At 42.3% G+C, this 25,241-nt stretch carries 28 protein-coding genes and 2 pseudogenes; 26 read left to right on the top strand and 4 right to left on the bottom strand.

The features are described 5' to 3' along the window. The first annotated feature begins 409 nt into the window (after positions 1–409). From GTU69_RS12200 to GTU69_RS12130, 16 genes and pseudogenes are all read left to right on the top strand, one after another. Positions 410–616 carry a hypothetical protein gene (locus GTU69_RS12200; RefSeq protein WP_086197666.1) on the top strand — a complete coding sequence of 69 codons (207 nt, stop codon included), beginning with the start codon at positions 410–412 and terminating at the stop codon, positions 614–616. Positions 617–867: 251 nt separating this feature from the next. Beyond that, a pseudogene (locus GTU69_RS12195) lies at positions 868–1,088 on the top strand (hypothetical protein). Between the two features lie 280 nt (positions 1,089–1,368). After that, entirely contained in the window at positions 1,369–2,070 is a 702-nt protein-coding gene (locus GTU69_RS12190; RefSeq protein ID WP_166170829.1) for a DUF1003 domain-containing protein, read from the top strand. 540 nt (positions 2,071–2,610) lie between these two features. Next, the gene (locus GTU69_RS12185; RefSeq protein WP_166170915.1) at positions 2,611–2,859 is read left to right on the top strand and encodes a DUF6868 family protein; all 249 of its coding nucleotides are present in this window, start codon (positions 2,611–2,613) and stop codon (positions 2,857–2,859) included. Positions 2,860–2,979: 120 nt separating this feature from the next. Beyond that, positions 2,980–3,693, top strand: a complete 714-nt coding sequence (locus GTU69_RS12180; protein ID WP_166170827.1) for an SIMPL domain-containing protein — start codon at positions 2,980–2,982, stop codon at positions 3,691–3,693. Positions 3,694–4,183: 490 nt separating this feature from the next. Continuing rightward, positions 4,184–4,438, top strand: a complete 255-nt coding sequence (locus tag GTU69_RS17050) for a hypothetical protein (protein WP_205683509.1) — start codon at positions 4,184–4,186, stop codon at positions 4,436–4,438. Positions 4,439–4,501: 63 nt separating this feature from the next. Then, a complete protein-coding gene (locus tag GTU69_RS17320; protein WP_277343574.1) occupies positions 4,502–4,630 on the top strand; it encodes a hypothetical protein in 129 nt (42 codons plus the stop codon). A gap of 87 nt (positions 4,631–4,717) precedes the next feature. Further along, positions 4,718–5,383, top strand: coding sequence for a pseudouridine synthase (locus GTU69_RS12170; protein WP_166170825.1), 666 nt, complete (start codon positions 4,718–4,720; stop codon positions 5,381–5,383). Positions 5,384–5,698: 315 nt separating this feature from the next. Further along, complete coding sequence (locus GTU69_RS12165; RefSeq protein WP_166170823.1) at positions 5,699–6,586, top strand: DUF5660 family protein; 888 nt, start codon at positions 5,699–5,701, stop codon at positions 6,584–6,586. A gap of 161 nt (positions 6,587–6,747) precedes the next feature. After that, positions 6,748–7,128: a ribonuclease E inhibitor RraB gene (locus GTU69_RS12160; RefSeq protein ID WP_086197659.1), complete on the top strand. Its 381-nt coding sequence runs from the start codon at positions 6,748–6,750 to the stop codon at positions 7,126–7,128. 425 nt (positions 7,129–7,553) lie between these two features. Further along, positions 7,554–8,656: pseudogene (locus GTU69_RS12155) on the top strand (catalase family protein). A 216-nt stretch (positions 8,657–8,872) separates the two neighbouring features. After that, positions 8,873–9,325, top strand: a complete 453-nt coding sequence (locus tag GTU69_RS12150; RefSeq protein WP_166170821.1) for an SRPBCC family protein — start codon at positions 8,873–8,875, stop codon at positions 9,323–9,325. A gap of 9 nt (positions 9,326–9,334) precedes the next feature. Continuing rightward, entirely contained in the window at positions 9,335–9,682 is a 348-nt protein-coding gene (locus GTU69_RS12145; RefSeq protein ID WP_166170819.1) for a DUF488 domain-containing protein, read from the top strand. Positions 9,683–9,778: 96 nt separating this feature from the next. Then, positions 9,779–10,120 carry a zinc ribbon domain-containing protein YjdM gene (locus GTU69_RS12140; RefSeq protein ID WP_166170817.1) on the top strand — a complete coding sequence of 114 codons (342 nt, stop codon included), beginning with the start codon at positions 9,779–9,781 and terminating at the stop codon, positions 10,118–10,120. Between the two features lie 189 nt (positions 10,121–10,309). Further along, entirely contained in the window at positions 10,310–10,669 is a 360-nt protein-coding gene (locus GTU69_RS12135; RefSeq protein WP_166170815.1) for a 5-carboxymethyl-2-hydroxymuconate Delta-isomerase, read from the top strand. Between the two features lie 296 nt (positions 10,670–10,965). Next, positions 10,966–11,301: a YegP family protein gene (locus GTU69_RS12130; RefSeq protein ID WP_166170813.1), complete on the top strand. Its 336-nt coding sequence runs from the start codon at positions 10,966–10,968 to the stop codon at positions 11,299–11,301. 142 nt (positions 11,302–11,443) lie between these two features. Here the strand turns inward: GTU69_RS12130 and GTU69_RS12125 are convergent, their stop codons facing one another. After that, on the bottom strand, positions 11,444–12,211 hold the full coding sequence (locus tag GTU69_RS12125) for a hydroxymethylpyrimidine/phosphomethylpyrimidine kinase (protein WP_166170811.1): 768 nt from the start codon (positions 12,209–12,211) through the stop codon (positions 11,444–11,446). A 101-nt stretch (positions 12,212–12,312) separates the two neighbouring features. Between GTU69_RS12125 and GTU69_RS12120 the strand changes: the two genes are divergently transcribed. Further along, positions 12,313–12,957 (top strand): HAD-IA family hydrolase, encoded by a 645-nt coding sequence (locus tag GTU69_RS12120; RefSeq protein ID WP_166170809.1) that lies wholly within the window; start codon positions 12,313–12,315, stop codon positions 12,955–12,957. A gap of 60 nt (positions 12,958–13,017) precedes the next feature. On the opposite strand, the gene GTU69_RS12115 is transcribed toward GTU69_RS12120, so the two are convergent. After that, positions 13,018–13,482, bottom strand: a complete 465-nt coding sequence (locus tag GTU69_RS12115; protein WP_086197651.1) for an Lrp/AsnC ligand binding domain-containing protein — start codon at positions 13,480–13,482, stop codon at positions 13,018–13,020. A 137-nt stretch (positions 13,483–13,619) separates the two neighbouring features. On the opposite strand from GTU69_RS12115, the gene GTU69_RS12110 reads away from it, so the two are divergent. From GTU69_RS12110 to GTU69_RS12095, 4 genes are all read left to right on the top strand, one after another. Beyond that, positions 13,620–14,879 carry a D-amino acid dehydrogenase gene (locus GTU69_RS12110; RefSeq protein ID WP_166170807.1) on the top strand — a complete coding sequence of 420 codons (1,260 nt, stop codon included), beginning with the start codon at positions 13,620–13,622 and terminating at the stop codon, positions 14,877–14,879. A 36-nt stretch (positions 14,880–14,915) separates the two neighbouring features. Next, the gene (gene alr / locus GTU69_RS12105) at positions 14,916–16,013 is read left to right on the top strand and encodes an alanine racemase (RefSeq protein ID WP_166170805.1); all 1,098 of its coding nucleotides are present in this window, start codon (positions 14,916–14,918) and stop codon (positions 16,011–16,013) included. 52 nt (positions 16,014–16,065) lie between these two features. Then, positions 16,066–16,425 carry a RidA family protein gene (locus tag GTU69_RS12100; RefSeq protein WP_166170803.1) on the top strand — a complete coding sequence of 120 codons (360 nt, stop codon included), beginning with the start codon at positions 16,066–16,068 and terminating at the stop codon, positions 16,423–16,425. A 139-nt stretch (positions 16,426–16,564) separates the two neighbouring features. Next, positions 16,565–18,025: an amino acid permease gene (locus GTU69_RS12095; protein WP_166170800.1), complete on the top strand. Its 1,461-nt coding sequence runs from the start codon at positions 16,565–16,567 to the stop codon at positions 18,023–18,025. A gap of 64 nt (positions 18,026–18,089) precedes the next feature. Here GTU69_RS12095 and hemJ read toward each other — a convergent pair whose 3' ends face one another. Next, positions 18,090–18,542 carry a protoporphyrinogen oxidase HemJ gene (hemJ, locus tag GTU69_RS12090; RefSeq protein WP_086197647.1) on the bottom strand — a complete coding sequence of 151 codons (453 nt, stop codon included), beginning with the start codon at positions 18,540–18,542 and terminating at the stop codon, positions 18,090–18,092. A 71-nt stretch (positions 18,543–18,613) separates the two neighbouring features. Further along, entirely contained in the window at positions 18,614–19,843 is a 1,230-nt protein-coding gene (locus GTU69_RS12085) for a beta-ketoacyl synthase N-terminal-like domain-containing protein (RefSeq protein ID WP_166170798.1), read from the bottom strand. 282 nt (positions 19,844–20,125) lie between these two features. Between GTU69_RS12085 and GTU69_RS12080 the strand changes: the two genes are divergently transcribed. The 5 genes from GTU69_RS12080 to GTU69_RS12060 form a co-directional block, all read left to right on the top strand. Further along, on the top strand, positions 20,126–21,553 hold the full coding sequence (locus tag GTU69_RS12080) for an EcsC family protein (protein ID WP_166170796.1): 1,428 nt from the start codon (positions 20,126–20,128) through the stop codon (positions 21,551–21,553). 178 nt (positions 21,554–21,731) lie between these two features. Further along, on the top strand, positions 21,732–22,106 hold the full coding sequence (gene rpsL / locus GTU69_RS12075) for a 30S ribosomal protein S12 (protein WP_004648013.1): 375 nt from the start codon (positions 21,732–21,734) through the stop codon (positions 22,104–22,106). A 178-nt stretch (positions 22,107–22,284) separates the two neighbouring features. After that, entirely contained in the window at positions 22,285–22,755 is a 471-nt protein-coding gene (rpsG, locus tag GTU69_RS12070) for a 30S ribosomal protein S7 (protein ID WP_004648014.1), read from the top strand. A gap of 132 nt (positions 22,756–22,887) precedes the next feature. Next, positions 22,888–25,023: an elongation factor G gene (fusA, locus tag GTU69_RS12065; RefSeq protein WP_086197644.1), complete on the top strand. Its 2,136-nt coding sequence runs from the start codon at positions 22,888–22,890 to the stop codon at positions 25,021–25,023. A gap of 97 nt (positions 25,024–25,120) precedes the next feature. Then, a partial coding sequence (locus tag GTU69_RS12060; RefSeq protein ID WP_228183273.1) for a GTP-binding protein occupies positions 25,121–25,241 on the top strand: 121 nt, incomplete at its 3' end.

The following is a 25,241-nucleotide window of genomic DNA, read 5'->3' as shown; positions in this document are numbered from 1 at the left end:
GCTTTTTTCTTGGCTGGGCATTCTATCGTAGTGTATCAAGCGCGACTACAGGCGAAATTACAAACTCCGTGATTTCCACAGCTGAATGAATTGGGGCGACTTTGTTGTCAACTCTGTCTTTGTCTGTGCGGGTGCCTAGATGTGTCAGAATACTAATTATTATGCTGATATGTTGGGTATGCTTTGAATAAGAACATCACAGGAAAAACCTGCTTTTAAAATGTAAATAAAATATATGTTTATACAAAATTTTTAAGAAATATTTACTTAAAGAATGTCACGGATATTTCATGTAAAACCGCTTGATTTTTATTCAATAAAGACATAATTATATTATGGAATTAAATCCATAAATTTTATATGGGTTTATTGTGGTTCAACTTTATAAAAATTATTCGGGGAACTATCAATGATCAAATTTATTGTAGATGAACAACCTGCAGCTAAAGGCATACACTATATACACAATGCGACACTGGGCTGCGAAGACCTGCCAAAATCGGATGACCAGATTTTGATTGGATACTTTGCAAATTATGAACTCGCCTATAAACGCGCAAGAATGAACTGGCCAACAGAAAGAGTAGAAGGCTGTAGCAAGTGCTGTAAGGAATAATTTAAATCTGAAACTGAAAAACTCTGCCTGACTGGCGGAGTTTTTTATTGGGCGGCTTATTAATTTGGCTAAGGAACACTAAAATGTTTCAATCCTAGATCAGGTTTTGAATAAATATAAATAGATAGAAATAACTAGCGAATAGAAATCGCTTCCCATTCATCTATGGACTGATTATTGTGGATTGTTTGAAAAATACTCAACACACCCTCATCTTAAACTCTATATTCACAGTATTTAGGGTTGTTCAATTGCAACATTATCTTGATCTCTAAACCACGACTCTGGTGTGGCCAGCTATGAAATTGGCAATCAGTTTATTCGTGTTCAATTTAAGAAAAAATCAAAAATTTATACTTATAGCTATGCCAGTGCCGGCTATCAGCATATTGAAAATATGAAACAGCTGGCGCAATATGGCGATGGCTTAAATGCCTATATCAATCAGAATGTTAAACAGCTCTATGTGTGATAAAGGGCAGTGGAATTCACAGCTTGGCTTTGGTTTAAATTTTTGTTTATAAACGAATAAACAACATAAGGGCTCACTGCTATAGGCCTATAGTATCTGGCATATTTATCTTTAAAGTTGCTGGATTATTGCTTTTAAATTAGCCTAAAAATATGGAAGGGATAAAGTTAAAACCAAGCTTGTCCTGGCAAAATATGACCAGAAATAAGCCTTTATTTGAGCCTGGAAACGATCAACATCATGGCATATTGAAGTATAGATGAAACAGAAGGTATGGGGTATGAACGGAAGAACAGAATATCAAACATGCATGGTCTGCAAGAAAAGCTTTCCTAAGAAAAATCTTATCCCGATCGGAACAATTCGCAAAGTCATTACAGAGGAAATTTCACAGGACTTTCCACAGTGGTCACCTGGCGACTTTATCTGCCAAGCCGATTTAACCAAATACCGCATGCAGTATGTACAGTCCATTTTAAAATCTGAACAAGGTGAAGTCACTGATCTGGAATATGAAGTGTTGAACAGTATGCAGCAGCATGAGCTGATCAGTAAAAATGTAGAGAACAAGCTCGATCAGAATTGGACTTTTGGAGAAAAACTGGCTGATAAAATTGCAAGTTTCGGTGGTAGCTGGACCTTTTTGATCTGCTTTGCCATTTTCTTGGCGCTGTGGATTGTTATCAATACCGTGGTAATGGTGAAACATCCTGCAGATCCATATCCCTTCATTTTATTAAATTTAATGCTGTCCTGTTTGGCTGCCATTCAGGCACCCGTAATCATGATGAGCCAAAACCGGCAGGAAGCTAAAGACCGTTTGCGTTCGCAAAATGATTATCAGGTCAACTTAAAAGCTGAACTAGAGATTCGGCATTTACATGAAAAACTCGATCATCTTTTAATGCATCAGTGGGATCGTCTGGCTAAAATTCAGGAAATTCAACTGGATTTGCTGTCGGAAATGACCAAGAAGAAATAGCCATTTATAATCTGATGCTAATCTTCAATGCTGTGATTTATAGAGAGGGAGAAAATATTCCGATTCATGTTGGTTTGGCGCAATAAAAAGCGGCATTTTATATCAATTAGGGAAATTTTTTTACAAATATGGATAAAGCGGGAAAATATTTCAAAAATAATTAAAAATGCAAAATCTTAGGAAATTAATCCCGCATGTCTTTGGCTATTCTATATCTCAAGGGTGTGAAGGGATCGAAAAGAGTAGATTGCTGCCAGTTGCGTACAACGTGAGTGTAGTACTTACCCACAAGGTCTTGATTCGGCTTAAGACGCTATAGATTACCAATCTATAGGCATCAGGTTATCACTTACAAAGTGGTAATAGTTGAAGTGAAACGGTATGTTTTCCCTGACCCCCTAAAAAATTCTCAAACCCATAAAAATAGAAGAAATCAAATTTGAATTCAAAAAACCGGATACAAATCAGTGGTTCATTTTTGTTGATAAAATCTGCTAATTTATAAAATATCAGCGAGCATCCGGTCAGGCTATAAAAATGATAAATGATGATTTTTGGAGTCGTTTTTTACTTTGTTCATTACTCATTAATTACATCATATTAATGATCTGGTTTTTGCTGTTTATTTTTGCCCGTAACTGGATGAAACAGCTGCATGGCAAATGGTTCCAGCTTTCAGATCACACTTTTGATGCCATCCATTATGGCGGCATGGCTATATATAAAATTGGTATTTTACTGCTTAATCTCGTGCCATTTCTGGCCTTATATCTGATACGAAATTCCTAGGCCAGATTTAAATGATTTAAAAGACTTATATGCAGATAAACCTTTTTTAGACAGCAGTTTCGAAGTTTATAAAAACAGGACCGCTACAATCAAAAACAAGCAAAAGAGGAATTTGGCAGCATGAATCAATTCAAACCTGCACTGGTTTTAGGTGTTTTCATTTGTCTGGGGATGATTATTGCGGGATGGATTCTCGGCAGTAGTGCAGTCAAAATTAAGCAGTATGAACGTATAGTCTCGGTCAAGGGTCTATCTGAGCGTGAGGTGAAAGCTGATGTCGCAGTATGGCCAATCCGGTTTAGCTCGGCCAGTCAGGACCTGACCCAGCTGTATGACACCATGGAAATACAAACCCAGCAAATTCAGGCATTTTTAAAGGCTGAAGGTTTTAGCGATCAGGAAATTACCACTGCGGCTCCGGTTACGATCGATAAATATGCCCAGCAATATGGCGGCGATGCCAATGTCGCGCTACGTTATACCGCCCATCAAACTATTACCATCTATACTCACCGAATAGATGCAGTGCGGGCAGCACAAAGTCGTCTGGTGGCTTTGGGTAAAAAGGGCATTGCCTTTGGTGGCGATGATTCAGGTCAACGAACCGAATATTTATTTACCAAGTTAAATGATATCAAGCCGGCCATGATTGAGCAGGCGACACAGAACGCCCGCAGTGTGGCAGAAAAATTTGCTGCAGATTCCAAAAGCCGTTTAGGTAAAATCAAGGCGGCCAATCAGGGACTGTTTAGCATTGAAGATCGCGACAGCAACACGCCTTATTTAAAGAAAGTCCGTGTCGTGTCCACGGTAGACTATTATCTGGCTGATTAAATGGGGTAAAAAGTGATGAAAAAATGCGGTTTGATGTGCAGATAAATTCCAGTAATCCCAATTTTTCTGCAATAAAAAACCTGTATTTTAATTCGGAAGATAAAAAATTCTTTTAAATTATTATTTTTAGGAAAAAATTACCAAAATTAATAAAAAATGAAAAAATTGAGGGAATTCATCCCGCCCAAGGTTGTCTATCATATGTTTCAAGGGTGTGATAAAGGGATCGAAAAGAGTAGATTGCTGCCAGTTGCGTACAACGTGAGTGCAGTACTTACCCACAAGGTCTTGATTCGGCTTAGGACGCTATAGATTATCAATTTATAGGCATAGGGTTATAACTTACAAAGTTATAATGGTTGAAGTAAACCACAGATGTTTTCCCTAACACCCTCAAAAATTCTCCGGCAAAAAATATAAGATAAAATTCCCTCTTCTTTTTTCTTCATTGATAAAATATTTAACAAATTACTTACCTATAATAAATTATATGCGTTATCTCGATACGCTTATTCAGCATTGTCATGCTGCTAAAATGGCCATACCTGTTCAGGAATTTATATTTTCAACTGTAGATGATTTACCTCCGATATCTAAGGCGATTTACATCATTGAACAAGTAGACGGTGATATGAATGAAACATTTAATCACTTTCGTACCTTTAAAGCACAGGGAACTCATGCCTGTGCAAGATTAAATGCGCCTTGCACAGTGATGTATGTAGGTTATCTACCACAGGCTTAAAAATCGGTTGAAACAACATTTGGGACAAGGCCAAAAGAGCACGTATGCACTACATTTGAGTCAATGCAAGGTAAGTTTAAAATCACGATCAGGCAATATGAAGTAGATCATCCGGTACTGCAATTGATTGAAGATGACCTTTCTCATCAGCTTAAACCTGCGTTTGGAAAATTGGGTGCAAACAATAAATAATTCTAAATCGACTCTGTATTTCACAGACGTTGACAGTCTGATCTGACCTTGTTATTTTGCGCCCATTCTCCCACATGCTGTAATGCTATGCCCATCAACGACAACTTCGTGTATATGCCGCCTCAGGAACCGCTTGTTATTGTCTATGAAGATGAAGACCTGGTGGTGATTGAAAAGCCGGCAGGGCTGTTGTCCGTTCCGGGACGTTTGCCTGAACATCATGACAGTGCCTATTTTCGCGTATTGGAACGCTATCCCAACGCTAAAATTACCCACCGTCTAGATATGGCAACTTCCGGCATTTTGATGTTTGCCAAACACCGTGAAGCAGAAGTGGCGGTCAGTAAAATGTTTCAGGCGCGTACGGTCAAAAAAAACTATATTGCGCTGGTTCAAGGCAAGCTCGAAGCCGAGGGCAGTGTCGAAGTGCCATTAATTACTGACTGGGAAAACCGGCCGCGTCAAATCGTGCATTTTGAATTGGGAAAACCCGCTAGAACCCTGTATCAGGCCTTGGAATATTCTGCAGTGGAAGACATTAGCCGGGTATTACTGACCCCGATTACTGGACGTTCCCATCAACTTCGGGTGCATATGCAATATATCGGACATCCGATTACTGGCGACAAGCTCTATCATCCAGAACCCTATCAGAGTCCATTACAACGTATGGCCTTACATGCCAGCTATCTGGCTTTTAAACAGCCTTTAAGCGGAGCAGATGTTGAAATAAAGGCTAAAGTGCCTTTTTAATCAGTGTCTTAAAATTTTATCTGTTTAACATTCTAGAATTTTAATCATAAGTTACATATATGATATGCGGGCTATCTTCTGCTTAGCTCACTGATTTATGATGATGAAAATCTTAGAATAATAAAAAGTATGATCGTTCAGACACGATATCCCTTTTCTGGTAATGGAAAAACAAACGAATAATAATGCGTAACATTTCTTTGAAATAATAATAATTCTGAGATAATAATCGTTTATCTATATATCCTGACCACAATGATTTATCTATATATCCTGACCACCCTCATTTTGCTGGGATTGCTTTATCGGGCAATCATGCAAATAAGAAAAAAACAGATCATGCTTGAATCTTTACAGGTGAATCTGGATCGTACGCGAAATAATCTGGCAGAGCATGAGCAGCAAAATGATGCGCTGCACCATCAATTAAATACCTGTCGTATAGAGATCGGAAATTTAAAAAACAGGGTTGAAAAGCTGAGCCAGTATCAGGACATTGTAGATATTGAACATTACATTGCGGAGCGAAAAAACCAGGTTGAGAGCTTTGTTGAAGTCACTAAAACTGAAGCAGAGTTTCTGCTGGAAAAAATGAAGGCAGAGATTGAAAATACTCGACATTATCTGGAAAAACTGGAAAAAAATAGCCAGCTTAAGCTGGAAGCCCAAGCCAGAGAACGATTAGGTGCTTTTTATAATCAGGTCTTAGAACAAGAAAACTTGGAGGCAATTTCTAAAGCACTGGAAAACAAGATTCAGGGTTATGGTATTCAAGATGTATATCCTGTACAAACCTTTCTGGATCAATTGATTGATGGCTATGGTGACATTCATGCCGCGCAGCAGTTAAAAGAAGTCCGCCGTAAAATAAAAAATGCCATTGCAGCAAACACAGGGGGGCAATGTGAGTATGTCGAAGAAAATCGCCAACTTTCTGCCATCGCTCTGGTTACTCATGTGTTTAACAGTAAAGCTGATCTGTATTTATCTCAATTAGACCATGACACTGTGGAGTTGTTTATTCAGGCGCTGCAAGATGACTTTATCCTGATCAATCATTATGGAGAAGCATTCGGTCATACCCGAATTCATGAATCATTTTTAAAGTTACGTCTGGAAGAATTTAAACTTACAGCCCTGATTTTAGCCTTCAAGGCACAACAACAGACTGGGCCAAGTGAATTGCAACAGCAGAGGGTGTAAGGCTAATACCAGCAATCTGTAAAAATGGTAGAAAGAGAGATTGTTCATCAGCACAAGTGCTGTAATTAAGCTAAATAGTTAAATAGATAAACTGAAACAAACTTGAGCTAATCTATATGGCATGATATACCTGGTACCTAATTACAATAAGGAAACGCTCCATGACACGCGATTTTGAACAATTCCCCGATGATGAAAATGGTAATGTGCTTTGGCAAATGGCCGAAGATGGCGATGACCTGACCGAAGCGCATGAAATTGAATTTTCCATTGCTTTTCAGTCTGAAGAACAGGCACAGAAATGTGCACTTTATCTGCTTAAAGAAGAGCAAAAAATTAGCCTGTTTGAAGATGAAGAAGCCGATACGGTCGAGTGGATTATTACCATTTATGTGTATATGGAACCTGAATATTCAGACATCGTCGATCTGGAAGAATGGTTCACTAAAATTGCGACGCAATATGATGGCGAATATGATGGCTGGGGCTGCATGGCCTATGTCTATGAAGATGAAGAATGGGAAAATGAAGTCAAAAGTTAATCCATATTCCTAAAAAAATTAACAGGTTGGGGATGATCCAGGTTAAGCCAATCGGATCGAACCTGTTAAAACAGGCCTTAAGCATTTAGATGCTTAGGGCTTTTTTAATGGCAAAATTTTATTAAAAGCATCAGAAATGAGCTGAAACTCAGCGCTGCATGGCTAAAAGCGGGTTTCTCATTGTTTTTAAGTTTCTATCTGTTTTAATTCTTCTGGATTTTTAATTTAAATATTTGATTTTAATATTAATATGGTTGTGTGGTGATTTTTAACTCAGCTATTTGAATGTCATCTCTCTGCGTTGTTTACCAAATACCTGCAATGTATTTACCAAGCACTTCCTTTGTAAAGAAAACTCCTTGCTAGATTAATACATAAATTGCAAAAAAAGTTTATCTCTATTCCCAGAAGAAAAGGAGCATAGCATGGCAGTCAATCACTATGTGACCTATGGTCCAGAAGTAGAGCAACAACAGGAAAATGAAGAAGCAGACATTCAGTATATCGTAGAGTATATGGCGCAAACCCATACTCAGGTTTTTGACAAGCATCGTCATGCGGTACGCGATGCACATGCGAAATCCCATGGTTTTTTAAAAGGCATTTTGATTATTCCTGAAAACCTGCCCAATCACTTGGCACAGGGAATTTTTGCCCATCCGGGTTATTATGATGTCATTGTGCGTCTGTCTGCCGCTCCGGGAGATTTGCGTAGTGATAAAACACCTGCACCTCATGGTTTTGCCCTTAAAATTTTAAATGTACCGGGCGAGCGCTTATTGCCAGAAGATTCAAGCGATGGAAAAAATCAGGATTTCCTGATGGTCAATATTCCGGTGCTGGCTTTTGGGACGGTACGCAAATATATGCAAATGCTGCCTTTCATCATTGAAGGGGAAAGAACGCCTGAACTGGTCATGCGTAGCCTGCGCAATGTCATGCGCGGAATGGATCATCTGCTCAATCGCGCTGGCTTGCCGGCATCTACGATGATAAAAGGTCTGGCACGCAGTCAACATCATGTGCTGGGAGAAACCTATCACAGTATGGCTGCTGTTCGTTATGGCAACTATATTGCCAAAATGAGTGTGGCACCTGAATCTGAATCGGTGAAGCAGTTGACCGGTCTACAGATGCATATTCAGGATGATTCAGGCATACGTGATCTGGTACAGGACTTTTTCAAGCGTAATACGGCTGAATATGTGATTCGCGCCCAGCTCTGTACTCATCTGGACCGTATGCCTGTCGAAGATGCATCGGTCTTATGGGATGAGGATGAGTCACCGCATCAGGCCATTGGAATTTTACATTTTCCGCGGCAAAATACCTTCAGTCCGGCACGTCGGGTTTATTCGGATGACGTGCTGTCTTTCAGCCCATGGCATGGGGTAAAAGAACATCAGCCTCTGGGTTTTCCATCATGCGTGTACGTATGCAGGCTTATGAACGTTCATCCTGTTTTCGGCACTGTATGAACATCCAGCCCCGCACAGAACCCAATGATATTGATGACATGCCAGATTAAATATTCACAGCTGGATTTTACACTCAGACTAAAAATACCTGCCTGAATGCAGCTGTTTTAGACCTATACTGTTTAGGGATATTTTAATTGCTGATTAACAAGGAAGTGAAAATCCTGCTTAATATTGTATTAAAGTCCCACATAGATCATAGAGTAACAGCAAGAGTTTTCATCTTAGATCAGCATTTAAAAACAACAATAAGATGAGGTCGTAAAATGAGTAAAAGCAATACGGTTAAATTGCATCGGGTATTGAGCGCACCCCCAGAACGGGTGTTTAAGGCCTTTATTGATCCGGATGCTCTAGTTAAATGGATGGCACCGCATGGTTTTACCGCGAAGGTTCATCATCTGGATGCAAAAGTGGGTGGAAGCTATAAAATGTCGTTTAGCAATTTTTCTACTGGTTCCAGCCATTCCTTTGCTGGCACCTATCATGAAATCATTCCCAATCAATTGTTACGCTATACTGACCAGTTTGATGATCCCAGTTTTCCCGGAAACATTGAAGTGGTCATTCAATTCAAAGCAGTGTCGGTGGGAACTGAAGTGCATATTACCCAATCGGGTATTCCTGATGTTATTCCAGTGGAAGCCTGTTATTTGGGATGGCAGGAATCTTTGCAACTGCTCACTTTACTGGTTACTCCTGAAATTCCAGATCAATAGTGCTTTACAATGCAAATTCAAATTAAACGTGCCTATGCGGAAGTTTCACCTTCAGATGGCAAACGTATTCTGGTTGACCGGCTGTGGCCCAGAGGCATTAAAAAGGAAGATGCCAAAATTGATTTGTGGGCTAAAGCAATCACGCCATCGACTGAGCTGCGAAAATGGTATGCGCATGACCCCGAACATTGGGATGAATTTCAGCAACGTTACAGGGCTGAACTGCGTTCACAAGCAGAGTTGTTGCAGCAAATTAGAGAAATCGCTAAACAGGAAAAAATTAGTCTCATCACCGCAGCAAAAAGTGAAAGATATAACCATGTGATTGTACTCAAACAGGTTTTAGAGGAAAGGTGAAAGCATCCGCTGAGTAGATTTATTCCATAATTTAAATAAGGTTTTAGCAGGTGTTTGGCGGATAAAATGCTATAGTAGCGTTTTTGAGGTTTTTTTATGTCTTTGCCAAATTGCCCCAAATGTAATTCAGAATATGCTTATCAAGATGGCGATTTGCTGATTTGCCCAGAATGCGCTCATGAGTGGAAAGAGGGTGAAAGCAGTACTGAACAGGCTACAATTATTAAAGATGCAAATGGCAATGTGCTTGCTGATGGCGATACTGTTACCCTGATTAAAGATCTGAAAATTAAAGGTTCTTCATCTGTGATTAAAGTCGGAACCAAGGCGAAGAATATTCGTTTATTACCTGACTCAAGTGATGGTCATGATCTGGACTGTAAAGTGGATGGCTTTGGTGCCATGAAATTAAAATCTGAATTTGTGAAAAAAGCTTAATTCACTACATTAAAAACCAAAAAAGCTCTGGCGACATGCTGGAGCTTTTTTATGAGCTGGTGCCCATTTGTATGATTTTGGAATTGGTTTTTTTATAATTGCTATGCTTGATTCAACATTGACATAATCTATCTGATGATTACTCCCTTCATGCTATAACTACCGTCCTTCATCTTAAAAAAAATTGTTATGCCGCATATCCATCTTGAATATTCAGACAATGTAGAAAATTTTCAAGCAAAATCCCTCTTGCTTGCTTTAAATCAGGCGCTGGTTGATGGAGCTTATGTGACTGCCGCAAATGAGCTAAAAAGCCGTGCCATTTGCCAGCACGATTATGTCATTGGTTTGGGAGATGTTTCACAAGCCTATGTCCATGCGAAAGTTTCTTTATTGGCCGGACGTAGTCTGGAGTTACAACAGCAAATTGCTCAAGTGATTCTGCACACACTTGAACAGCACATACCAGCTCAAAGCCAAGTCAGTGTACAGATTTGTGTGGAAATATTGGAAATGCAGAAAGCCACTTACGCTAAAAAAATTGTTTAAGGCTTGGCTACTTATTCAATATCAACAGTTAGGAAGAGAATAGATGGTCGATTTATTCTCTTGGCGGCCTGTTATTGTGCTGCCATAGAAACTGTACTTGGAGAAAACTGGGCTTTGATAAGAATGACCAAGTGTCCTTTTAAGGCGATAAATCATACAATCCAGATTTAAATCATGATCATAAAATGTGCTTTTTTGAAATAAAAAGTCATTTTTATTTCATATAAATAGCGTATTTTTAATCATATAAATTCGATTCTTTTATAACTTTTACAATAACAAGGGGAGTATTTTATATGGCAGGATGGTATGAAGTCAGTCAGGCCAGCGATGGACAATATCGCTTTGTTTTGAAAGCTGGCAATGGGGAAGTGATTCTGACCAGCGAATTATACAAGAGCAAAGCTTCGGCACAGAATGGCATTGAATCGGTGCAAAAAAATAGCCCTGAGGATAGCCGCTATGAACGTCTGGAAGCGAAAAACGGTAAGCCTTATTTCAATTTGAAGGCAGCCAATTATCAAATTATTGGCACCAGCCAACTGTATGCAAGTGAGCAGGCACGCGAGAAAGGAATTGAGTCGGTAAAAAATAACGGTTCCAGCACCACCATTAAGGACCTGATTGCATAAATCAAAGCAATGCTCAGATTAAAGCATGTATTGATACATGCTTTATTTTTGAGTAGAGAAAAACCAGCTAGAATCTGAGATAAAACCCGAATAGCGGGCTGCTCATCAGGTTTTTATGCAGCTTTTTATGCGGTAGAGGAATTTAAAAGCGTTTAGGGATTTTCTGGCCATGCGGTACAGGGGATTCCGCCTTTTTCAGCACACCAAACAGCCAGGTTTCTGCATGATTCACCGCTTGTTTTAAATCATCGCCTTGTGCCAAACGGCCGGCAATGAAACTGGCCAATGAGCAACCTGAACCGTGATATTGACCTTCAAGGCGAGGACATCGGGTTTCAGACACCAGCTTGCCATCAATATATAAGGCATTGCGGATATAGTCTGGGGTATCTTCATGTCCGCCTTTGACCAAAATCGCTTTAGCGCCCATGGCAAAAAGTTTTTCCGTTGCCTGGTCAATATCTTCAAGACCGGTTAAGGCACGAAGTTCAACCGTATTCGGGGTCAGTACAGTCGCCAGCGGAATCAGTTCGACAAAGGCTTTCACCAGTGTGGCTTGATCACCCAGTGAACCACCGCTATTGGCCACCAGTACCGGATCGAGCACATATAAATATTCAGGATGTTCACGTAAAAATTCAGCCAAAGCTGCAATATTGTCTGTGGTTCCTAACATGCCTGATTTAACACATTTAATTGGTAAGTCACCCACCACGGCATGCGCCTGAGCTAACAGTAATTCTTTCGAAGTGGCTTCAAAGCCAAACACCTGCTGCGAGTTTTGAATGGTCAGCGCAGTACAGGCAATTGCTGCATGTGCACCACTTTGGCCAATCGCTTCAATATCTGCCTGCAAGCCAGCGCCACCGGATGGATCTAAACCAGAAAAGCAAAGTACAGTAGGGCGCACAATGATGTCCTTAAATCACAAAATTTGCGTTAGTATAGGCAACTTTGAGCCAAGTCTCGATAGTATTTGTGAAGTAAAAAGTTAAGTTGAAGGGTTGGTTGGTGATTAAGAATATTTTGATTGATTTAGATGGAACATTAACTGATCCCAAAGTGGGGATTACCACTTCAGCGCGTTATGGTCTGGCCAAAGTAGGTCATCCGATTGCCGATGACGTCAACATCGACTGGATTATTGGTCCACCTTTGCAGGCATCTTTGGCGAAAATTTTAAATGTGCCGGTGGATGATGTTTTGGCTGAACAGGCCTTGATGGGCTATCGGGAACGTTTTGCTGTGACCGGCTTGTATGAAAATCATGTTTTTGAAGATGTAGCTGCAACTTTGCAAACCTTGCAGCAAAAAGGTTTCCGTTTGTATTTGGCTACGGCAAAACCTCAAATCTATGCCAAGCAGATTTTAGAACATTTTGATCTGCTGCAATATTTTAGATATGCCTATGGCAGTGAGCTGAATGGTGAGCGTACCAACAAGGGCGATTTGATTGCTTATATCCTTGAAAAGGAAAAGTTAGATCCAGCTGAATGTGTGATGGTGGGTGACCGTGAGCATGATATTTTTGGTGCTCGTAGCAATGGTATAGACACTATCGCAGTGGACTATGGTTATGGTTCTGATGCAGAGCTTACTCAGGCAAAACCTAAAGCACGGATAGCTAAATTTTCCGATCTGCTTCAATTTCTTTGATCACTCAATACAAGCAAGTAGTTCCCTGAATATCTCCCCTGAATCAAGCTTTTGGGACTGTTAACGTAGGTCCAGATAAAAACTTTCCTTCACTTCTTCCATGACAATGTAACTGTGTGAGGACGCGGAGGAGGGAAGTTTTTTGAGTAAGTCGCCAAGTAGACGTCGATAGGCACTCATTTCCTTTAAGCGTGCTTTCACCAGATAATCAAACTCACCCGAAATCAGATGACATTCCAAAACTTCAGGAATTTCCACCAAATCGCGTGCAACCTGATCAAACACATCGCCTGATTTGGCGGATAGTTTGATTTCTAAAAATACCAGCAAGTTGCGATCGACCAGTTGCGGATTCAGCCGCGCGTAATAGCCCATGATGATGCCATCGCGTTCCAGACGTTTGACCCGTTCCGAACAGGGGGTAGTAGACAGATTGACCCGAGATGCCAATTCGCTGATGGCAATCCGTCCATCGCGCTGCAAAATATCCAGAATCTGCTGATCTATACGATCCAATTTACGCATTATGATTTTCCTTTTTTTAGAATTTTTTCGCGACGAAACTATTAAATTACCTAGATTATAGTGCTTAAAACAGTGAAAAAAACTATCAATCAAAAAATATACTAGTGAAATAAACTAGTATGCGTTAGGGATAAGCAATGCGTGTAATTGTCTTGGGTAGTGGTGTAATTGGGGTTGCAAGTGCGTATTACCTCGCACAACAGGGAGCAACCGTTACTGTCTTGGACCGTCAGTCTGGTCCTGCTGAAGAAACCAGTTTTGCCAATGCAGGTCAGGTTTCACCGGGTTATTCGACGCCATGGGCAGCACCGGGTATTCCATTTAAAGCAGTCAAGTGGATGTTTCAGCATCATGCACCGCTTGCCATCAATATGGATGGCAGCATGTGGCAATTACAGTGGATGGCACAGATGCTCAAGAACTGTAATCCATACAGCTATGCAATTAATAAAGAGCGCATGACCCGGGTGGCAGAGTATAGCCGTGACTGCCTCAGAGAGCTGCGTAAAGAGACCGGCATTCATTATGAAAACCGTTCTAAAGGTACTTTGCAAGTTTTTCGTAATGAAGCGCAACTAGACATGGTTCAACGTGACATTCAGGTGTTAAAAGAATGTGGTGTGGAGCATGAACTTTTGCTCAAAGATGATCTGGCCAAAGTAGAACCTGCTTTGGAATTTGCTAAAGATAAACTGGTCGGTGGCCTGCATCTGCCAAATGATGAAACTGGCGACTGCTACCTCTTTACCAATGCGCTTGCAAACTTGGCCAAAGAGCTGGGTGTAGAGTTTAAGTTCAACCAAAATGTTGAAAAACTGGTGGTTGAAGGTGATGACATCAAGGGCGTGGTGGTAAATGGACAAGTCCTTACTGCAGACCGTTATGTCTTGGCTTTTGGCAGTTATTCACGTGACTTTTTAAAACCATTGCACCTGAACCTGCCGGTTTATCCGGTGAAAGGCTATTCACTTACTATTCCAATTGTCGACCCTGCATTTGCACCGCAGTCTACGGTATTGGATGAGACGTACAAGATCGCGATTACCCGTTTCGACCAGCGTATCCGGGTGGGTGGTATGGCAGAACTCAGTGGTTTTAACCATGGTCTGAATCAGGATCGTCGTGCAACTCTGGAAATGGTCACCAAAGATTTGTTCCCGGGTGGAAACCTGGCAGAAGCGACCTTCTGGACCGGTTTACGTCCAATGACACCAGACTCTACCCCGATTATTGGCGCAACACGTTTTAAAAATCTGTTCCTCAACACCGGTCACGGCACGCTGGGATGGACCATGGCCTGCGGTTCAGGCAAGTTGATCAGTGACCTGGTCATGAATCATCAACCAGACATCAGTACCGAAGGTCTATCGATCCAACGTTACCCTTCAGCAGCCTAATCTGTTTTAGGTCATATTGATTCAAGGAAGAACAACATGCCACGTCCCATTACTGCAGTGATTCATCGTCAGTCACTGCAGCACAATTTAAATGTTGCCCATACCAAAATGCCGAATAGCCAAGTCTATGCGGTGGTGAAAGCCAATGCCTATGGTCATGGTATTGAACGCGTTTATCAAGCTTTCAAGTCTGCCGATGGTTTTGCACTGCTCGATTTGGCAGAGGCGAAACGCATTCGTGCTCTGGGCTGGAAAGGTCCTGTCTTATTGCTTGAAGGCATCTTTTCCGAGCAAGATCTGTTTGATTGTGATGAGCTGAATTTGAGTTTCACCCTTCATAGCCAATATCAGATTGAATGGTTAGCCCGATTCCCCAGACCAGCTCGGTTTGATGTTTATTTAAAAATGAACAGTGGCATGAACCGTCTGGGTTTTACGGCTGTTCATTACCGCGACATCTGGCAACAATTATCTCAAATGAATAATGTTCAAAGCATCACTCACATGATGCATTTCTCCGATGCTGACGGTGAGCGTTTGGGCCGTTCTGGCATTGAGCATCAGTGTCAAATCTTCGATGCGGTCATTCAGGATCTGCCAGGTGCGCGTTCCGTATGTAACAGTGCAGCCATCTTACGCCATCAGCAGTTGCAATCGGATGTGATTCGTAGCGGCATCATGCTTTACGGCAGTTCTCCCGATTTCCCTGCACATAGCATTGATGACTGGAACCTTCAGCCTGCAATGAGTCTGCGTAGTGAGATCATTGCCGTTCAACAGCTTAAAGCGGGGGATAGCGTAGGTTATGGCTCCAGATTTGTTGCTGAAAAGGAAATGTGTGTTGGCATCGTAGCCTGTGGCTATGCCGATGGTTATCAGCGTATTACCGCAACAGGTACGCCCATTTTAGTCGATGGTCAACGCAGCAGTTTGGTCGGACGTGTCAGCATGGATATGTTGGCGGTCGATTTATCTCATCTCCCAAGTGCCCAAGTCGGTAGTGAAGTGGTGCTGTGGGGTACATCGAAACACGGCACTGTGCTCAGTATTGATGAAGTGGCGGCAGGTTCAGGCACCATTGGCTATGAGCTGATGTGTGCTGTCACTGCACGCGTCAATTTTATCCAAGATTAAATTTTTAAAAAATCAGATCATTCATTCAATTTATTGATACAAGGAAATGTAGATGTCTCATAGCGATATAGAAAAGTTCAATAGCAACGCCGTCATGAGCGCCGTGACGGTGTTCAATCAGGTAGTTTATCTTTCCGGACAAGTACCTAAGAACACCGGTAATGGTGTCGCAGGCCAGACCCATGAAATTTTAGCCACCATTGATGAACTGCTGGCTTTGGCCGGAACCGATAAATCCCGACTGCTGTCTGCACAGCTTTATATTAAAAATCTCGCTGACTTTTCAATCGTCAATGCCATTTGGATTGACTGGATGAAAGGTTGTACTCCACCTTCACGTGCCACCATTCAGGCCGATCTAGTCAATCCGGACTGGTTGATTGAAATTGCGGTAACGGCGGCACAGCCTTAATGTCAAAAATCTCCCCCGTATGGCAGCAAAGCGGTTGAGACCGATGTGCTGCCTGGCGTGTAAATGTCGCTGGTTGGGATGACCGGCAATGTAAAGCACATGGTTTACACGCAATCGTATGTTAAAAGGATGTTCAGTTATGACCACTACACCACGAGCAGACGATGCCAAGGCATCATCGCATGAACTACAACGAAAACTGTCCAACCGTCACCTGCAACTCATTGCCATTGGTGGCGCGATTGGGACAGGCTTGTTTATGGGCTCAGGCAAAACCATCTCCCTGGCTGGCCCTTCAATTTTATTGATCTATACCATCATTGGTACCATGTTCTTTTTCCTGATGCGTGCATTGGGCGAAATTTTACTCTCCAACCTGCATTACAAATCCTTTATCGATATGGCGCATGACCTGATTGGTCCGGGTGCAGGCTACTATATTGGCTGGTCCTACTGGCTGGGCTGGGTGCTGGTTGGCATCGCAGACTTGGCTGCTATTATCAACTATCTCAGCTTTTGGCTGCCTGAAGGGATGGCCTTTACCCCATCAGGACAGGCCATGATTAGTGTGGCCTGCGTGTTACTGGTGCTCGGTATTAATATGCTCGCCGTACGTCTGTTTGGTGAAATTGAATTCTGGTTTGCGCTCATAAAGATTTTGGCCATTTTGGGACTGATTGGTATTGGTGGCTTTATGGTGTTTAACCATTTTCATGCGCCAGGAGGTTCGCTTGCCAGCTTTAGTAATGTCTGGTCACATGGCGGCATGTTCCCGCAAGGTGGCAGCGGTTTTCTGGCCGGTTTTCAGATTGCCTTGTTTGCTTTTGTCGGTGTGGAACTGATCGGGACCATGGCGGCAGAAACCCAAGACCCTGAAAAGAACTTGCCCAAAGCGGTGAATGCCATTCCGACCCGGATTATTTTGTTCTATGTGTTGTCACTTTTCATTGTGATGTCGGTGACCCCGTGGAACCAGATTCCTGCGGATCAGAGTCCATTTGTATCGCTGTTTATGCATGCGGGTATTGGTGCAGCAGCGATTATCATGAACCTGGTGGTGCTGTCATCGGTCATGTCATCCATGAACAGTGGCGTATTTTCAACGTCGCGCATGCTGTTTGGCTTGGCGCGGGAAGGGCAGGCTCCGCAAAATCTGGCGCAATTGTCTAAGCGTGCCGTACCTGCCAAAGGTTTATTGTTCTCTTGTGCCTTTATTATGGCAGGTGCAGCATTGCAATACTTTGTACCGAACACGGTTGAAGCCTTTACCTTGGCAAGTTCGCTGTGCGTGATTTTGTTTATCAGTATCTGGAGCATCATCATGGTGTGCTACATCCGTTACCGTAAATTGCGTCCAGAACTGCATGCCCAGTCAACCTTTAAAATGCCGGGCGGGATATGGATGTCCTATGTGGTACTGGTATTTTTATTTTTTACTTTGATTATTTTAAGTCTGGAAGCCGATACTTTGCGTGCCCTGATGATCAGTCCGATTTGGCTGATTATTTTAGCCGTGACCTATCAGCTCCTGTATAAACCGCGGATGCGTAAACGTCATCAGGACATGCTGATGAAACGTAATCAGGAAATGTTGAACTAAGTTTCTCTCAGATATGGTTTTTGTCAGATGTAAAAAAGCCCTCGATTGAGGGCTTTTTTGATGCTTAGAAGATGGGTTTCACTACTACTAGAATTACCACGGCAAACAAAATCAGCGTTGGCATTTCATTAAAGAAGCGCCAGAACTTGTGTGATTTATAATGCGCGTTACCGATCAGTTTTTTACGGTAATAACCACAAACAAAATGATAAATTACCAATAATCCGACCAATCCGACTTTCAGGTAAAACCACAGTGCGTCGTGGTAATGACGCGTTGCATCACCCCAATCGACCAGAAAGTGCGCGGTGATCAGTGTTGCAATCATGGAGGGCCACATGATGCCACGGTATAGTTTGCGTTCCATGACTTCAAAACGCTGATGACTCACTGCATCATCACTCATGGCATGGTAAACGTATAGACGTGGCAGGTAGAACAATGCAGCGAACCAGCAAACGACTGCAATAATATGTAATGCTTTTACCCACAAAAAAGCATCAGAAGGAGCATCCATCCATTCACCCTTTTAAAGGGCAGTGTGGCAGAAGTTGATCATCCACTGCTGAATGATCAACATTTCTTAGCTTAGCCTTCCCATTTTTTGAAAACGAGACAAGCATTTACACCGCCAAAACCGAAACTGTTACTCATCACAGTATTCAATTTTGCGTCACGTTTTTCAAGTACGATATCAAACGGTTTTGCACCTTCATCCAGTTCAGTCACGTTGATGTTTGGCGCAATAAAGTCATTTTGCATCATCAGGACTGAATAAATGGCTTCATGCACGCCGGCAGCACCCAGGCTGTGACCGGTCATAGACTTGGTTGAGCTGATAGGCGGTACTTGGCCTTCACCGAATGCACGTTCCATGGCTTTCAGTTCAGTCACGTCACCTGCAGGAGTTGACGTACCATGCGTGTTTACATAGTCAATCTTGTCAACACCATGCTGTTTCGCTTCTTCCAGTGCCATCAGGATACAGCGTGTTGCACCTTCACCACTTGGTGCAACCATGTCTGCACCATCGCTGTTTGCAGCATAGCCAACTACTTCAGCCAGGATATTTGCACCACGTGCTTGCGCATGTTCCAGTGATTCAAGCACCACGAAACCACCACCACCGGCAATCACGAAACCGTCACGGTCAGCTGAGTATGGGCGAGACGCTGTTTCAGGCGTGTCATTGTATTTAGAGCAAAGTGCACCCATGGCATCAAACAGCAAGCTTTGAGACCAGTGATCTTCTTCACCACCGCCTGCCAGCATTAAATCCTGTTTGCCGAGTTGAATCAGGTTGTAGGCATAACCAATGGCATCGGCAGAAGTAGCACATGCGCTGGTAATGGTATGTGCCACACCTTGTAATTTGAATGCCACACCTACGTTTGCGGTAATGGTGTTGGTCATGTTACGAGGAACAAAGAAAGGACCTACTTTACGCGCACCCTTGGTTTGCAGTAATTCGTTCATTTCAATGACAGATGCAGTTGAACCACCACCTGAACCACCGGTAATCCCATAACGTGGGTTGCCAGCCAAATCTTCAACGCTTAAACCTGCATGTTCTACCGCAGCAACTGCCGAGTTGTAGGCATACATGGCACAAACACCCATAAAGCGTTTCAATTTACGGTCAATATGGTCAAAATCTTGTTCAGCGGCTGCACTGACATGGCTCTTAAAGTTTAATTCTGCATAAGTCGGGTTAAAACGTGTTCCAGAAATCCCGTTTTGTAAAGAATGAGTGACATCTTCTAAAGAATTACCAATGCATGAGTTGATACCCATACCAGTGATTACAACACGCTTCATCTAAAGATCCCTTATATGGTGATATTTTTGAGTAAACGCAGCTGATTCAGGCAGAAAAGTAAAAACCTCAATCCAGCGCATTACTCATGTCTTTCGGTCGCATTCATGATAGCAGAAAGGGTTTTGAATTCTTATGGCAAATATTATGCCTATTTCGACAGTATGTATCTGTAATGTTTAGGCGGCATAATTAACTAAAAGATACACATTCGTGTTGAGATAAACTTAGACTACACCTAGTATTTATCAATAATTGTAAGAATAGAAGATGAGGGTAAAAGAATGGCAGATACCAATAATAAACATTCAGGTGGATTCCTCTCCAATGCTTTGGGAGTGGCTAAAAAGATCAGTGCAACAGGAATGAGTGCACTGAATCACGCGGCTGCCGAGCGTGCTGGCAAGGCTTCCGGGGCCTTGGCCAACGGTCATGTCATTGAGGGAAGTGCCCGTTCTCAAAGCATATTTGAACCCAGAAAATATGATAATCCTCAACAAATGATGCGTGAGTATTTACCCAATGTCTCCAGACAATTGCTGGGCCGCCAGTATAGCAAAGTGAATCGTGTGGCCAGTTTTGTTGCGCCGGACTTTTCAGACAAGGTTTCGGACTATTTTTTTGACCATTTAAATCAGTTCACTTCAAATCTCAGTTCTGTAGATACTGTACTGGATCAGGCTGGAGCAAAAGATTTACAGGAACTGACTCAGGATGTTGACCGTTCCAAACGGTTGAGCCAGGCTTTGGCTGAACAAAACAAATGGCTGGCTTCTATACAGGGGGCTGTTACCGGTGCCACAGGCGTAGTTGGTTCAGCGATTGACGTGCCTTTATCACTGCTCATGTCCTTGCGCATGATTTATCAGGTGGGACGTGCCTATGGCTTTGAGCTGAATAAAGACACCGAACAAGATATTGTCCAGTTTGTGTTTAAACAAATCGACTTGGGCCAGATTGCTGAAAAGCAGAGTGTATTGATGGCACTGAAAATCGTTTCCAATATGTTGCAAACCAATGACACTGCACAATTGCAAAACATGCTGGGTTCCAGCAATGACAGTGAGCCACTGAAAAAATGGCTGGTCAATGAAAATGGCGACATGAAATGGAACTGGTTAAATCATCTCCCAAACCTTTCATTGATCAGTAAATTAACGCCTGTTGCCGGAGCAGGTATAGGTGCAGCCTATAGCTGGAAACTGGTAGAAGATGTCAACCAGAAAGCCCAGCAAATATTTTCCCATGCCAGAAGCTATTTGCAGCAGCATCAGGGAGTGGAGTTGTCTCCTATTGCGGCTTATGAAAAATCCCTTGAGTTATTGGCGCAGGCAGCGCCAAGATTGTTAAATCCCTTTACTAAAGACGAGCCAAATTCCGGCGAGCTTAAACTTGATCAGGACATTCCGGTGCAAGGGCATAGCACGATTGCCAAAGTAACTATTAAGAAGAAGGCAGATGATGCCATTGTTGATGATGAACGTAAAAGTGAGCGCGTGGAACAAGGATTAGAGTATTTGGCTGAACACATGGTTGAACCGCATGCTCAGGTTGAACCGCAAAAACCGGCTATCACGGTAGATGAACCGGAAATAGATGAATATATGCAGGCAGATGTTGAAGGAGCTGATGCAGGCACTGAGCAACTTGCTGCTTCGCAATCTGAACAAAATGAAGCACCTAAGCTCGCCAAGAAAAAAGTTACAAAATAGAGTGCATAAAAGTCTGGAATTGCGTCTTTAAAAAAGCGTCTACTGACCAATATACAGGTAAGTGGTCAATATTTGACATGGTCTCGAATATTGACCATTTTTCTATCTTCGCTTACAATTGTGTGCCCTCAAAAAGTGGTATTTTTTTGAGGCTTTTTATTAACGGGAGAATTGCCAAATGGCAACAACAAATCAGTTGATCCGTAAGGGTCGTACGACTTTGATTGAAAAATCAAAAGTTCCTGCGTTGAAGGCTTGTCCACAACGTCGTGGTGTTTGTACACGTGTTTACACAACTACACCTAAAAAACCTAACTCAGCAATGCGTAAAGTTTGCCGTGTTCGCTTAACTTCTGGTTTTGAAGTATCAAGCTATATCGGTGGTGAAGGCCATAACCTACAAGAGCACAGTGTTGTGCTTATCCGTGGTGGTCGTGTTAAAGACTTACCAGGTGTACGTTACCATACCGTTCGTGGTTCTTTAGACTGCGCTGGTGTTAAAGATCGTAACCAGTCTCGTTCTAAATACGGTACTAAACGTCCTAAGAAATAATCTGTTTAGATTAGCTTTTTAAGAACGTAGAACCGCAATCCTTTATCGTCTCGCTTGTCTGATTTCTGCATTTAATTTTGTGAAATTCAAGCGACGTGTAGTAAGGCCAGCGAATGTACATGACACTTTGTACTCATGCTGGATAAACCTGAAGTGTCATATTTATAGGTGTATTAAAATGCCAAGACGTCGCGTAGTCGCTGCCCGTGAAATCCTTCCGGATCCTAAGTTCGGCAGCCAAACAATCGCTAAATTCATGAACCACGTAATGCAAGATGGTAAAAAATCTATTGCTGAAAGTATCGTTTACGGTGCTTTAGATCGCGTTCAAGAAAAATCTAAAGTAGACCCAGTTGAATTTTTCGAGACTACTCTTGAAAAAGTTCGTCCTATGGTCGAAGTAAAAGCACGCCGTGTTGGTGGTGCTACTTATCAAGTGCCTATGGAAGTACGCCCATCCCGTCGTACTGCCTTAGCTATGCGCTGGTTAGTAGACGCTGCTGCTAAGCGTTCTGAAAAAACAATGGCTTTACGTCTTGCTGGCGAGTTGCTTGATGCAGCTGAAGGTAAGGGTTCAGCGATTAAAAAACGTGAAGATGTGCACCGTATGGCTGAAGCCAACAAAGCCTTCTCTCACTACCGTTTCTAAGCGGATAAAACAGCCCCTATTCAGGAGGGTGGCAATTTTGGTTTTCACCATGTTGTCATCGAATCGCTTTAAGCTGCTTGGCAGCTTAAAGCGTCCTGTTTTAAACAACAAAATTTAGGAATGCAAGAAATCATGGCTCGTCAAACCCCAATTTCTCGTTACCGTAACATTGGTATCTCAGCTCACATCGATGCTGGTAAAACCACGACTACAGAACGTATTTTGTTCTACACAGGTGTATCTCACAAAATTGGTGAAGTACATGATGGTGCAGCAACAATGGACTGGATGGAACAAGAGCAAGAACGTGGTATTACCATCACTTCTGCTGCTACGACTACATTCTGGTCAGGTATGAGTAAACAGTTCCCAGAACACCGTATCAACGTAATTGATACTCCGGGACACGTTGACTTCACAATCGAAGTTGAGCGTTCTATGCGTGTTCTTGATGGTGCATGTATGGTTTACTGTGCTGTAGGTGGTGTACAACCTCAGTCTGAAACTGTATGGCGTCAAGCGAACAAATACCAAGTTCCTCGTTTAGCATTCGTGAACAAGATGGACCGTACAGGTGCAAACTTCTTCCGTGTTGTTGAACAAATGAAGACACGTTTAGGTGCATCTCCTGTACCTGTAGTTATCCCTGTTGGCGCTGAAGAAAACTTCCAAGGCGTGATCGACTTGATCGAAATGAAAGCGATCATTTGGGATGAAGCTTCACAAGGTATGAAGTTCGAATACGGTGATATCCCGGCTGAACTTCAAGCTTCTGCTGAAGAATGGCGTACCAATATGGTTGAAGCTGCTGCTGAAGCTTCTGAAGAGCTAATGGACAAATACCTAGAAGAAGGCGATCTTTCTAAAGAAGATATCGTTGCTGGTCTACGTGTTCAGACTTTGGCTTGTCAAATTCAACCAATGCTTTGTGGTACAGCGTTCAAAAACAAAGGTGTTCAACGTATGTTGGACGCAGTAATTGAATTCTTGCCATCACCGACTGAAGTTAAAGCAATCGAAGGTGTACTTGACGATAAAGCTGAAACTAAAGCGATTCGTGAAGCATCTGACGAAGCTCCGTTCTCTGCGCTTGCGTTCAAAATCATGAACGACAAATTCGTAGGTAACTTGACATTCGTACGTGTTTATTCTGGTGTTCTTAAACAAGGTGACTCTGTTTATAACCCGGTTAAATCTAAACGTGAACGTATCGGCCGTATCGTGCAAATGCACGCGAACGATCGTCAAGACGTTGAAGAAATCCGTGCGGGTGATATCGCTGCGTGTGTAGGTCTTAAAGACGTTACAACTGGTGATACACTTTGTGATGAGAAAAATGTCATCACACTTGAACGTATGGAATTCCCAGAGCCAGTAATTGCATTGGCTGTTGAACCAAAAACTAAAGCTGACCAAGAAAAAATGTCAATTGCTTTAGGTCGTTTGGCTAAGGAAGATCCATCATTCCGCGTTCGTACTGACGAAGAATCAGGTCAAACCATTATTGCTGGTATGGGTGAGCTTCACCTTGACATCATCGTTGACCGTATGAAGCGTGAATTCGGTGTTGAAGCAAACATTGGTAAACCAATGGTTTCTTACCGTGAAACGATCAAAAAGACAGTTGAACAAGAAGGTAAGTTCGTACGTCAAACTGGTGGTAAAGGTAAATTTGGTCACGTATACGTACGTTTAGAACCAATGGATGCTGATGCTGGTAAAGACTACGAGTTCGCTGAAGAAGTTGTTGGTGGTGTAGTTCCTAAAGAATTCTTCGGTGCTGTGGATAAAGGTATCCAAGAACGTATGAAGAATGGTGTATTGGCTGGTTACCCTGTTGTGGGTATTAAAGCGACACTATTTGATGGTTCTTACCACGATGTCGATTCTGACGAATTATCGTTCAAAATGGCTGGTTCTTACGCATTCCGTGACGGTTTCATGAAAGCAGATCCTATCTTGCTTGAGCCTATCATGAAAGTTGAAGTAGAAACTCCAGAAGACTACATGGGCGATATCATGGGTGACTTAAACCGTCGTCGTGGTATGGTTCAAGGTATGGACGATTTACCTGGTGGTACTAAAGCAATCCGTGCTGAAGTTCCATTGGCTGAGATGTTTGGTTACGCGACTCAAATGCGTTCTATGTCTCAAGGTCGTGCGACATACTCTATGGAATTCGCTAAATATGCTGAAACTCCACGTAACGTGGCTGAAGGCATCATCAGCAAGTTCCAATCTGGTGGTAAAAAAGGTGACGACGAGTAATCTTTCGATTACTATAAGCCCAAACTAATTCATAGTTAAAAACCAAAATCACTTATGGAGTTAAACCCTCCATAAGTATTTTAATAAGGAAGATCTCATGGCTAAGGCTAAGTTCGAACGTAACAAACCACACGTAAACGTGGGCACAATTGGTCACGTCGACCATGGTAAAACTACTTTAACTGCTGCGATTGCAACTATTTGTGCAAAAACTTACG

The organism is Acinetobacter sp. SA01, from assembly GCF_011319235.1.
GTDB lineage: Bacteria > Pseudomonadota > Gammaproteobacteria > Pseudomonadales > Moraxellaceae > Acinetobacter.
This window is presented reverse-complemented; position numbering and strand designations above follow the sequence as displayed.

Bases quoted from the DNA above. Each gene is read 5' to 3' on its own strand.
- GTU69_RS12140 (WP_166170817.1), top strand. From the start codon at position 9,779: ATGTCTTTGCCAAATTGCCCCAAATGTAATTCAGAATATGCTTATCAA.
- rpsL (WP_004648013.1), top strand. From the start codon at position 21,732: ATGGCAACAACAAATCAGTTGATCCGTAAGGGTCGTACGACTTTGATT.
- fusA (WP_086197644.1), top strand. From the start codon at position 22,888: ATGGCTCGTCAAACCCCAATTTCTCGTTACCGTAACATTGGTATCTCA.
- GTU69_RS12080 (WP_166170796.1), top strand. From the start codon at position 20,126: ATGGCAGATACCAATAATAAACATTCAGGTGGATTCCTCTCCAATGCT.
- GTU69_RS17320 (WP_277343574.1), top strand. From the start codon at position 4,502: ATGCAAGGTAAGTTTAAAATCACGATCAGGCAATATGAAGTAGATCAT.
- GTU69_RS12135 (WP_166170815.1), top strand. From the start codon at position 10,310: ATGCCGCATATCCATCTTGAATATTCAGACAATGTAGAAAATTTTCAA.
- alr (WP_166170805.1), top strand. From the start codon at position 14,916: ATGCCACGTCCCATTACTGCAGTGATTCATCGTCAGTCACTGCAGCAC.
- GTU69_RS12180 (WP_166170827.1), top strand. From the start codon at position 2,980: ATGAATCAATTCAAACCTGCACTGGTTTTAGGTGTTTTCATTTGTCTG.
- hemJ (WP_086197647.1), bottom strand. From the start codon at position 18,542: ATGGATGCTCCTTCTGATGCTTTTTTGTGGGTAAAAGCATTACATATT.
- GTU69_RS12170 (WP_166170825.1), top strand. From the start codon at position 4,718: ATGCCCATCAACGACAACTTCGTGTATATGCCGCCTCAGGAACCGCTT.
- GTU69_RS12115 (WP_086197651.1), bottom strand. From the start codon at position 13,482: ATGCGTAAATTGGATCGTATAGATCAGCAGATTCTGGATATTTTGCAG.
- GTU69_RS12085 (WP_166170798.1), bottom strand. From the start codon at position 19,843: ATGAAGCGTGTTGTAATCACTGGTATGGGTATCAACTCATGCATTGGT.
- GTU69_RS12095 (WP_166170800.1), top strand. From the start codon at position 16,565: ATGACCACTACACCACGAGCAGACGATGCCAAGGCATCATCGCATGAA.
- GTU69_RS12100 (WP_166170803.1), top strand. From the start codon at position 16,066: ATGTCTCATAGCGATATAGAAAAGTTCAATAGCAACGCCGTCATGAGC.
- GTU69_RS12150 (WP_166170821.1), top strand. From the start codon at position 8,873: ATGAGTAAAAGCAATACGGTTAAATTGCATCGGGTATTGAGCGCACCC.
- GTU69_RS12200 (WP_086197666.1), top strand. From the start codon at position 410: ATGATCAAATTTATTGTAGATGAACAACCTGCAGCTAAAGGCATACAC.
- GTU69_RS12190 (WP_166170829.1), top strand. From the start codon at position 1,369: ATGAACGGAAGAACAGAATATCAAACATGCATGGTCTGCAAGAAAAGC.
- GTU69_RS12130 (WP_166170813.1), top strand. From the start codon at position 10,966: ATGGCAGGATGGTATGAAGTCAGTCAGGCCAGCGATGGACAATATCGC.
- GTU69_RS12145 (WP_166170819.1), top strand. From the start codon at position 9,335: ATGCAAATTCAAATTAAACGTGCCTATGCGGAAGTTTCACCTTCAGAT.
- GTU69_RS12160 (WP_086197659.1), top strand. From the start codon at position 6,748: ATGACACGCGATTTTGAACAATTCCCCGATGATGAAAATGGTAATGTG.
- GTU69_RS17050 (WP_205683509.1), top strand. From the start codon at position 4,184: ATGCGTTATCTCGATACGCTTATTCAGCATTGTCATGCTGCTAAAATG.
- rpsG (WP_004648014.1), top strand. From the start codon at position 22,285: ATGCCAAGACGTCGCGTAGTCGCTGCCCGTGAAATCCTTCCGGATCCT.
- GTU69_RS12110 (WP_166170807.1), top strand. From the start codon at position 13,620: ATGCGTGTAATTGTCTTGGGTAGTGGTGTAATTGGGGTTGCAAGTGCG.
- GTU69_RS12165 (WP_166170823.1), top strand. From the start codon at position 5,699: ATGCAAATAAGAAAAAAACAGATCATGCTTGAATCTTTACAGGTGAAT.